At 57.8% G+C, this 9,708-nt stretch carries 5 protein-coding genes; 3 read left to right on the forward strand and 2 right to left on the reverse strand.

Annotated features, from left to right (window positions below):
• Positions 1-1,200, reverse strand: a complete 1,200-nt coding sequence (locus VNM72_15035; protein HXF06709.1) for a 1-deoxy-D-xylulose-5-phosphate reductoisomerase — start codon at positions 1,198-1,200, stop codon at positions 1-3.
• 92 nt (positions 1,201-1,292) lie between these two features.
• On the reverse strand, positions 1,293-2,096 hold the full coding sequence (locus VNM72_15040; protein HXF06710.1) for a phosphatidate cytidylyltransferase: 804 nt from the start codon (positions 2,094-2,096) through the stop codon (positions 1,293-1,295).
• A 784-nt stretch (positions 2,097-2,880) separates the two neighbouring features.
• On the opposite strand from VNM72_15040, the gene VNM72_15045 reads away from it, so the two are divergent.
• The 3 genes from VNM72_15045 to VNM72_15055 all read left to right on the forward strand — a co-directional run.
• Positions 2,881-6,552, forward strand: coding sequence for a sigma 54-interacting transcriptional regulator (locus VNM72_15045; GenBank protein ID HXF06711.1), 3,672 nt, complete (start codon positions 2,881-2,883; stop codon positions 6,550-6,552).
• Positions 6,553-7,010: 458 nt separating this feature from the next.
• Positions 7,011-7,415: an ankyrin repeat domain-containing protein gene (locus tag VNM72_15050; GenBank protein HXF06712.1), complete on the forward strand. Its 405-nt coding sequence runs from the start codon at positions 7,011-7,013 to the stop codon at positions 7,413-7,415.
• Positions 7,416-7,541: 126 nt separating this feature from the next.
• Positions 7,542-9,708, forward strand: a 2,167-nt coding sequence (locus VNM72_15055; protein HXF06713.1) for a choice-of-anchor Q domain-containing protein, incomplete at its 3' end; no start/stop codon positions are given.

The raw sequence follows: 9,708 nt of genomic DNA on the forward strand, positions 1-9,708 counted from the left end.
TCACCGATACGCGTCTTGTGTCCGCGCCTCTGACGCTGCTACATCCGGTAGGTGAGCGCGCGCGCGCCGACGCGCCCACGCATCAATCTCCATGATCTGCTCGATGCTCCGGACAGGTTGTGGTTCATGCTCCTGCATGACGGTGCGAATGAGGGCGGCTATGGCCGGGAAGGGAATTTGTCGCTGGAGAAATGCCTCAACCGCGATTTCGTTCGCTGCATTGAGGACGGCGGGCATCGTGCCTCCGGTCCGGAGAGCGCGATACGCCAGTTCCAAACAGGGAAACCGCTCCACGTCCGGCGGATGGAATTCCAGCGTCAGCGAGGGCGTAAATGTCAGCCGCGGTAATGGGGTTGGCCGGCGCTCCGGATAGGTGAGTGCATACTGAATCGCGTAGCGCATGTCGGTGACCCCGAGTTGGGCCAGGATGGAACCATCGGTCAACTCGACCATCGAATGAACGATGGATTGCGGGTGGATCAGGATGTCAATCCGTTCGGGCGGAAAGCCAAACAACCAGCGGGCTTCGATCACCTCCAGCCCTTTGTTCATCAGCGTCGCTGAGTCAATGGTGATCTTTCGACCCATCTGCCAGGTCGGATGCTGCAACGCCTGTTCGGGAGTCACATCAGCCAGTTCCTCCGGCGACGTTGTGCGGAACGGCCCACCCGAAGCGGTGAGAATCAACCGAGCGACGTCAGCCCGATCAACCGATCGGAGGCACTGATGAAGGGCATTATGTTCGCTGTCAATCGGCAGCAGCTCAGCTCCCGTTTCAGCAGCTTTTGCCGTCATCAACTCGCCGGCCATCACCAGCGTTTCCTTATTGGCCAAAGCGATGCGCTTTCCCATTTCAATGGCGCGGTAGGTCGGCAAAAGTCCCACTGCGCCCACCGTTGCCACCACAACGATCTCGACATCCGGATGACCGACAATTTCCAAAAGCCCTTCGATACCAGAACCGATCTTCGGGGCAGCGGGAACGCCGGAGGCGGCCAGTTCCTTTTTCAGGAGTTCGACCGAAGCCTCGCTGCCGACCGAGACGATCTGGGGCCCGTATTTCTTTATCTGTCGGGCGAGCAGATCAATGCTCTGACCGGCGGCCAGTCCGACGACCTCATACGTCTTCAGATGCTCGATAACCTCAAGCGCATTACGGCCGATCGAGCCCGTTGAGCCGAGAATTGCCACCCGTTTCACGACACCCTCTCCTTAACGCAAAACGGAATGCAGCCGCTTCAGTCTGCCATTGTCTCACCCTCTGGCGTCCCTGTGCATCGCAATGGCACCGGTCACCTATGATAGAAAAAGTGGAAATACAAGTAAATGATGGGGGCATTGAAAATGATGCTGTCCAAGCGGTCAAGCATCCCCCCGTGCCCCGGCAGGAGAGCGGCGGCATCTTTCACCTGCGAACCCCGTTTGAGCATGGATTCGATAAGATCGCCGATCTGCCCCACGATATTGACGATCGTTGCCAGCACAAGCAGGTGCGCCCAGGGAATGTCGGGAAAGAACGTCCCTTTTGATATTGCCGCCGCGAGAAAACTGGCCGCCAATCCTCCGACGGAGCCCTCAACCGTCTTTGCCGGACTGACGTGGGGAGCGAGCTTCCGCCGACCCATCAGACGCCCGACGTAATAAGCCCCTGTGTCCCCGGCCATAATGATGGCGAAGCCCAGCGTGAGAAGGCGAGGTGCAGCATCGCTTGCGTCCCCCCGCACGAGAACGAGAAAGCCGAGAAAGACGGCCACGTAGACAACGCCAGCCACACTCGCCGAGGTCGAGACGAGCGCTGTGTCGAACCGCTTCTCCGTTATCAGCCAGAGGAACATTTCTCCGCCGTAGTGGATGAGAAGAGCAGCGAGAACAAGCTCCGCATCTCCTCGGTAGAATCCCACCATGACGACAATCGCTGCGGCGTAGCCGATTGCCCGATGACAACGGCAACCCGCTTTCTCGGCCAGGATATAGAACTCGCGCAGGCCGAGAATCACAGCTACGGTAGCCATGGCGAAGAAGTACAGGGGCTCGGATGACCACACGGCAAGCAAAAGGATCGGCAAGAGAATCGCGGCTGTGATGACACGCTTCATAAGAAACGAAGCGTGATTATAGCCGGATTCCCCTAGCTGAGGTAATCCTGTCCAAAGAATTCGTCAGATCGCTTGGAGTGAGCCGTCCGAAGCCATCTTTTGCAGCCATTCCATCCATCCGCCTGCCGCCCGCCAGCGATGGCCACGCAGGGACTGAATCCGGGTAACGGACATGCCGGGGGAATGAATTCAGCAAACAGGACGTGAAGGGGGAAGGAAAGGTTCGGTCGGTGTCGGAGCGGGTGGATGATGTGAGGGGATTGGTTTGCCACCTTCCCGGGCTATTATCACCCACGCCTGAGAGGCCATCTTCAGGGCGCGTTTCCCGGAAGAGCCCGCTTCCGGCGGTCTGGGCGTCATCAACGTGCCGTCCGTCTCCGCGTCCTCGGCCGGGTGCTTGTGCGGCCATTATTTCCACACGGTTCGCGTCTGGCTGCCTTATGTCAGGACCTGCTTTGGCGTCTTCAACGCACCTTTTTCTTCCACAACCCGTTTCCCAGACGTTTCACGTCCGGCTCCTTTGTCGGGGCTTTTTTCGGGACCCATTGCTCTGACACAGATGTTCCTATTGCCCTCTGTCACGGGTATCGTTATCATAGTTTTCCTCCGCGACGACCCGACGTATTTCTGGGTTGCTGCTTCAATATGCGGTGAGGGAAAGCTGATGCAAATCAAAAGATCCATGGCCTCCCTGCTTGCGCTTGCCTCCGTCATGCCTGTGGCAGGAGCAATGCAGCGTGGGTGGGTGGAGAATTCAGGCCCGATATCTCAACGCTACGTCCACATGGTCTGGACGACGGAGAACGGTCTCCCGCAAAATTCGATCAATGCCATTGTCCAGACCCATGACGGTTACCTGTGGCTTGCTACCCAGGGGGGAGTGGTTCGATTTGACGGAATGACGTTCACCGTGTTTGATTCGGCCAACACGCCGGTGCTCAAGAGTAATCGGATCTTGTGCCTCTACGAAGGTCGCGCAGGAGACCTCTGGATTGGGACCCAGCTTGGGGGATTGATTCGATACACCCGGGGAAAATTTTCGGCATACACGACGCGGGACGGCCTTCCCAGTGATGAGATTTCGAGCCTTTATGAAGATCGTCAGGGAGTGCTGTGGATAGGAACGACGCGAGGATTGGCTGCCTGGCGGGAGGGTCGGTTCACGACCTATTCGACCCGCGACGGCTTGCCACATGAACACGTCAAGGCCATCGCGGAAGATCGAGCCGGTAACCTCTGGATCGGGACATACAGTGGGTTGGCGCGATTCCGTCAGGGGACCTTCACGGTCTACACGATGGCCGATGGCTTGTCCGCCTCTCGAATCTTCGCCATTCAACCCGACCGGGATGGGAACCTCTGGGTGAGTACAGGTAACGGCCTGGTTCAGGTGACAGAGGGAAGAATTATCGCTGGCCCTCTCGCTCAGTACAATTCTCGTCTCGGTCGCGTCAATGGAGTCGTCCAGGATCGAGACGGTGCGCTCTGGATAGCGACGGCCACCGGCCTTTTTCATTTCCGCTCAGGTCAGTTGAGTCAATACACCAAGCACAGTGGCCTATCCGATGACAACATCACTGCCGTTCTCATGGATCGCGAAGCTAACCTGTGGATCGGAACCTGGGTCGGCGGGCTGAACTACTTGCGGGAAAGTCACATCACGACCATTCCACAGGGCGATGATAGCTCGCTCGACGCGGTGAGGCCGATTTACCAGGACGCTGAAGGGGACGTGTGGTTCGGTTCGATGCAGCAGGGTTTGAACCGACTTCACCGAGGAGCCATCATCACGTATACGGCGAATGAGGGGCTTCCACCTGCTCAGATCTCATCGCTTGTCGGAGACCGGGAGGGAAACCTTTGGGTAGGAACGTGGGGAGGGGGACTGGCGAAACTGAAACCGCGGAGCAAGGGGCATACAGGGGCGGTGCGAGGGCTGTCGGTGAGCGTTTACACCGCTGCCACCAGTGGGTTGCCCGGGGATCATGTCAATGCCCTTTATGTTGACCGCCAGGGGGCATTATGGATAGGCATATCAAATGGACTTGCCCGCTTTCACAATAATGAGTGGACCACCTTCAGGCCGAGCGACGGTCTCGTTCACCACGATGTGCGGTTCATCACCGAGGACCGTCACGGGGCGCTCTGGATCGGCACAACCAACGGGCTCAGCCGATTTAAAGACGGGCGATTCACTAATTACACCACCGCCGACGGACTGTCGCATAACTACGTGCGTGAAGTCTACGAGGATGAGGACGGGGTCCTCTGGATCGGCACCTACGGCGGCGGATTGAACCGATTGCATGACGGACGATTCACACAGTACACCAAAAAGGAAGGCTTGTTTGACATTGTCGTCTCGCGCATTCTGGAAGATGATCAGGGCAATTTATGGATGAGCGGCAACCGCGGTATCTTCCGGGTGAGTCGAAGAGAGCTGAACGATTTCGCTCAGAGGAAGATTCGGTCAATCACCTGCCTTTCTTATGGCATCGCCGATGGCATGAAGAGCAGCGAGTGCAACGGCGGATTCCAGCCGGCCGGGTGGAAGACACGCGATGGGCGGCTCTGGTTTCCCACCTTCAAAGGCGTAGTGGTGATTGATCCCCGAAGGATCAGCACACTGGCGCCACCGGTCGCCATCGAAAAGATCATCAGCGACCAAAACCTAATAGATGTCCAGAACGCGGTGACCTTGCCTCCCGGTCGTGGCGATCTGGAGATCCACTTCACGGCCATCAGTTTCATCGTGCCGGAGAAGGTTCGATTCAGATACAGACTCGAAGGCTATGACCGCGAATGGGTGGACGCCGGGACGCGTCGTGTGGCCTATTACACGAATTTGCCGCCGGGCGACTATCGCTTTCGCGTGATCGCCAGTAATCGGGATGGGGTGTGGAATGAAACCGGTGCCACATTCGCGGTTTCGCTGAGGCCGCATTTTTATCAAACTCTCTGGTTCTACGCCCTGATGATGCTGGCGCTCATGGGCAGCGGCTGGGGCGTCAACCGGCTGCGCATGCGGCGGCTGCTGCGGCGGACGCGCGAACTGGAAGCCGCCGTGGCCTCCCGGACGGCCGAAGTGGTCAGGCAAAAGGATCAACTGGCCGAGACCAACGCGCAACTCGCTCAGGCTAACGAACTGCTCGGACGGGCCAATGAAAATATGCTGGCAGTGCTCAATGAGTTTCAGGCCGCCGTCGTCATGACGGATGCCGCAGGGCGCGTGACGTTTCTCTCCCAGATGGCCGAACTGCTCTTCAACCAATCGGGCGACGACGCGCTCGGTCACCCCTGGACCGACGTGCTTCCGCTTCCCGATGCGGACAAGGCCCGATTGAAAGAGTTGTGCGAGATGACTCCGGGACGACGATCTAAGCTCCCGGTAAACATGCAAGTCGAGGGAGGGCGCCGCTACTGGATGGAAGTCGAGGTGAAGGATGATCCCCGGTCATCCGAGAGCAGGATTTTCTTCTTCTATGATGCGTCGGAAATTTACAGCCTTCGCAGCCTGCTCGACGAGCGCGCCCGCTTTCATGGCCTGGTGGGAGCAAGCAGCGCCATGCAGCTCATCTATAAACAAATCCGGGATGTGGCCAAAATGGAACTGACCGTGTTGATCGAGGGGGAAACCGGAACCGGCAAGGAACTGGTGGCGCGAGCGATCCACCTGGCCAGTCATCGGCGCGATAAACCGTTTATCGCCGTCAACTGCGCCGGGTTGACCGAATCGTTGTTGACGAGCCAGCTCTTTGGTCATCGTCGAGGGGCCTTCACCGGAGCCACTGCCGATCACATCGGCCTGATCGAAGCGGCGCACGGCGGCACCCTCTTTCTCGACGAGATCGGAGACATTCCCCTCAGCGTGCAAGCGAGCCTCCTCCGGGTGCTCCAGGAAAAGGAAATCACGCGATTGGGAGAATCGGTGCCGAGAAAGGTGGATGTGCGCATTCTGGCGGCGACCAATCGCGATCTGAATCAAGCGGTCGTAGACGGAACATTCCGTCAAGACCTCCTGTATCGGATTCGGGTGGGACGGATTCAACTGCCTCCGCTCAGACAACGAATGGAGGATCTACCCCTGTTGGTGGCCTGGTTTCTGGGCCAGCTCCGAGCCTCGGCGGCTATATCGGTGCAGGATGTAAGCCGCGAGGCGATGGACCTGCTGATGGAATACTCCTGGCCGGGCAACGTGCGAGAATTGAAAAATGCCATCGAATATGCCGCAGCGCACTGCCGCGGTTCGGTGATCCAGATTAAAGATCTACCCAAAGAGATCGTCGGCCAGCCGGGACCCATCCCCTCTACGAATGACAGGCAAGATGAGAGACAGCGCATCCTGGACGCGCTGGCACAGGCCGAGGGCAATCGCGCACGTGCCGCTCGTCGGCTGGGCATCGGTCGAACCACACTCTACCGCCGGATGAAAGCCCTCGGCATAGAAATTGACTAGCCGACGAAGCGCATCATAGAGACTTTCAACTGCCCATACCCTGGGAGCGACTTATCAGGCGGAACAGGCGCACAAGGAGCGTGCGCTCCCGGACGAAACCCAGATTGCCCTGGACACACAAGACAAGACTTCCGTGCTCACGACGCAGCTACCGTAAATCTGCCGATCATGTGACCAGAGAGGCTTTCGTGCCCCCCCGTGTGTTTCACGGGACAAGTGGTGGAACACTCCTGAAACAGCCGATGGAACACTTTCTGTTCCATTGAAACACCGACAAGCGATTCGCTTGTTTCTGCCCAACCTCAAGAGGGAGAGAGTGTTGGCCTGTTCTTCTGCCCTACCGGCACGCTTCTTGCACGGCAGTATGGCGAGCCTCTTGAAGGCGAGAAAGAGATAAAGGCGGAGAGGAAAGCTTCAATGGCCGATTGTTGGGCAAAGAGGACGTGCCGAGGGGTCTGATGGAATCACACGGCCCGCCATTCAAGGGCAACGATTCGCTGGAGGCCGGGTTGATGGCTGCCGTCCAGGAGGGAGATCGCGAGGCCGTCGAGAGATTTCTGGCCTCCGGAGCCGATGTGAATGCCTCCGGCCCAGATGGGTGGACGCCACTGATGGCAGCAGTGGTGACAGGCCAGGTGGAACTGGTCCGGAGGCTGCTCAATGCTGGTGCTCGCGTCAATGCTCAGGCCCGGGATGGTTCGACGGCGCTGATGAAAGCAGCGCTGTGGGGACAGACCGAGGTTGTCCAGCTCTTACTCGACGCCGGCGCCGATGCCACTATCCAGGATGCTGAAGGCTGGACCGCGCTAAAGCTCGCCGAGAGTACGGGTCATGCTCAAATTGCGCGGTTACTCTCGCAGTGAGACTTGCGTTTAACCATCCATTGTCCAACTCTCGGTTTCCAGGCGCTGACCATCAACCTGGACTTGAAACTGACGGGACTTGAAACTTGGACGACTGCTGGGGAAAGACGAATGGAGGATATAGCCATGACAGAGACAAACACCGATATGAAAAGAAGCATGCCGGGAAAAGGGGTGAGTCGAAAACTGTGGGTGCTGCTGATCACAGCCCTGTTCTGCGTCGGCCCGTTGCCGGCGCTGCGGGTGCAAGCAGCGACGATCAACGTCACCAGCACGACTGACCTGATCGCTGACGATGGAGCATGCACTCTGCGCGAGGCGATTCGGAACGCCAACGACACCACCGATGGACAGGCCGACAACGATGACTGCACCAGCGGAGATCCTGCCGGAGCCGACATCATTGTACTCGACAGTACCCAGGTCTACATGCTGAGTCTGGATATGGCAACAGGGGACGAGAACTCCACTGCTCAGGAAGACGATCTGGATGTAAAGAGCCAGATTACGATTCGGGGCAATGGGGCGACGATCAAGCGTAACTCAACGCAGTGCGACCTAGATGGCGTTCAAGAGATAAGCGAATTCCGCATCTTCCAGGTTCACGGTACAGGCGATCTCACGCTGGAAAACGTGACTGTCGAAAACGGATGCGCCGAGGGTTCCATTGGCGGCGGGATCGTCAATCAAGGCAAACTGAGTGTCACGGACAGCACGATCTCTGGCAATCAGGCCTACTCCGATGGCGGCGGGATCTTCAACGATGCTAACCGCCAGATGACAATAACCCGTAGCAAGATCTCGAACAATCTTGCAGATGATGACGGCGGGGGGATGTTCAATAATTCGGGCGGGACGGTGACAATCACCGGCAGCGAGATCAAGTTCAACGAAGCCGATTTCGGCGGGGGCATCTATAACCAGGGCACCCTCGACATCATGGGGAACACCACGATCTCCGACAATCATGTGTTTAATGACGGTGGGGGCATCTACAGCGACTCTGGCATGTTGACGATCACAGACAGCACGGTTGACGACAACAGCGCGGATGGTGACGGTGGCGGCATTTACAATAGCGCTGACCTAGCGATCATGAGCAGCACAATCTCGAACAACAGCGCGGATGGTGACGGTGGCGGCATTTACAATCCCGATGATGACTTAGATATCACGAGCAGCACGATCTCGAGCAATAGTGCGGAATATAAGGGGGGCGGCATCTTCAACGACGACGGCAGCGTGACGATCATAAACAGCACGATAACGATGAATGAAGTCGAACACGAGGACGGCGGCGGAATCTTCAACGATGGAGGAGGCACGTTGAACATCACGGGCAGCATGATCTCAAACAACATGGCAGGCCAGGATGGCGGGGGCATCCTTAATCTCGGTACCTTTCCTCAGCTCATTGACAGCACAATCTCGCAGAACAAAGCCAATCGGGATGGCGGGGGCATCGCCAGTAACGGAGGCTACATAGGGCTTATCAAAAATAGCAGAATCTCGGAGAATCAGGCTGATCAAGATAATGATGAATCCGGATCCGGCGGCGGCATCTCGAATGGCAATGGTGCCAGCGTGGAGATCGAAAACAGCACGATCTCGCTCAATACGGCCGAGGAGGGGGGCGGCATTTTCAACTTTGCCTACAACCCTACCACAAGCAAAATGACCATCAAAACCAGTACGATTTCAGGTAACGAGGCCGGGGGTCCCGGTGGTGGCCTCGGTAACGCCGGTATTTTGACGATCACCAACAGCACGATTTCGGGTAATAAGACCGGCGACGCCGATGGTGGAGGCATTTGGAACGACCTATGGGGTACCGTGAACGCCAGTTTTGTCACCATCGCCGACAATGATGCTGGCACCTCCGGCCAGGGCGGAGGGATATCCAACGACGGCACGGTTAACATCAAGAACTCGATCGTGGGGAACAACGCCGGCTCAACTGAGCCGAATTGCTCGGGCACGGTAACAGCAAGCGGGAGGAACCTGGCGACGGATGCAGCCACGATGAGCTGTGGGACGATGAACTTCGACTACGTGGCTTCGACCGGAACCGGGGGGCTGAATCTCGGCGTGCTGGCCAATAACGGGGGGCCGACGCTAACGCACGCGCTCGGATTGGGCAGTGCGGCCATTGATGCCGTCACCGAGTGCACCGATTTGCAGGATCCACCCGAGCTGGTGATGACCGACCAACGAGGTGTCAGCAGACCGCAAGGCAGCCTGTGCGATGCCGGAGCTTACGAGGCTCCACCTCCACCTCCACCGTCATCAAATG

It is taken from the genome of Blastocatellia bacterium (genome assembly GCA_035573895.1).
Lineage (GTDB): Bacteria > Acidobacteriota > Blastocatellia > HR10 > HR10 > DATLZR01.

Coding starts and splice junctions, on each gene's coding strand:
- VNM72_15040 (HXF06710.1), bottom strand. CDS start 2,096: ATGAAGCGTGTCATCACAGCCGCGATTCTCTTGCCGATCCTTTTGCTT.
- VNM72_15045 (HXF06711.1), top strand. CDS start 2,881: ATGGTCTGGACGACGGAGAACGGTCTCCCGCAAAATTCGATCAATGCC.
- VNM72_15050 (HXF06712.1), top strand. CDS start 7,011: ATGGAATCACACGGCCCGCCATTCAAGGGCAACGATTCGCTGGAGGCC.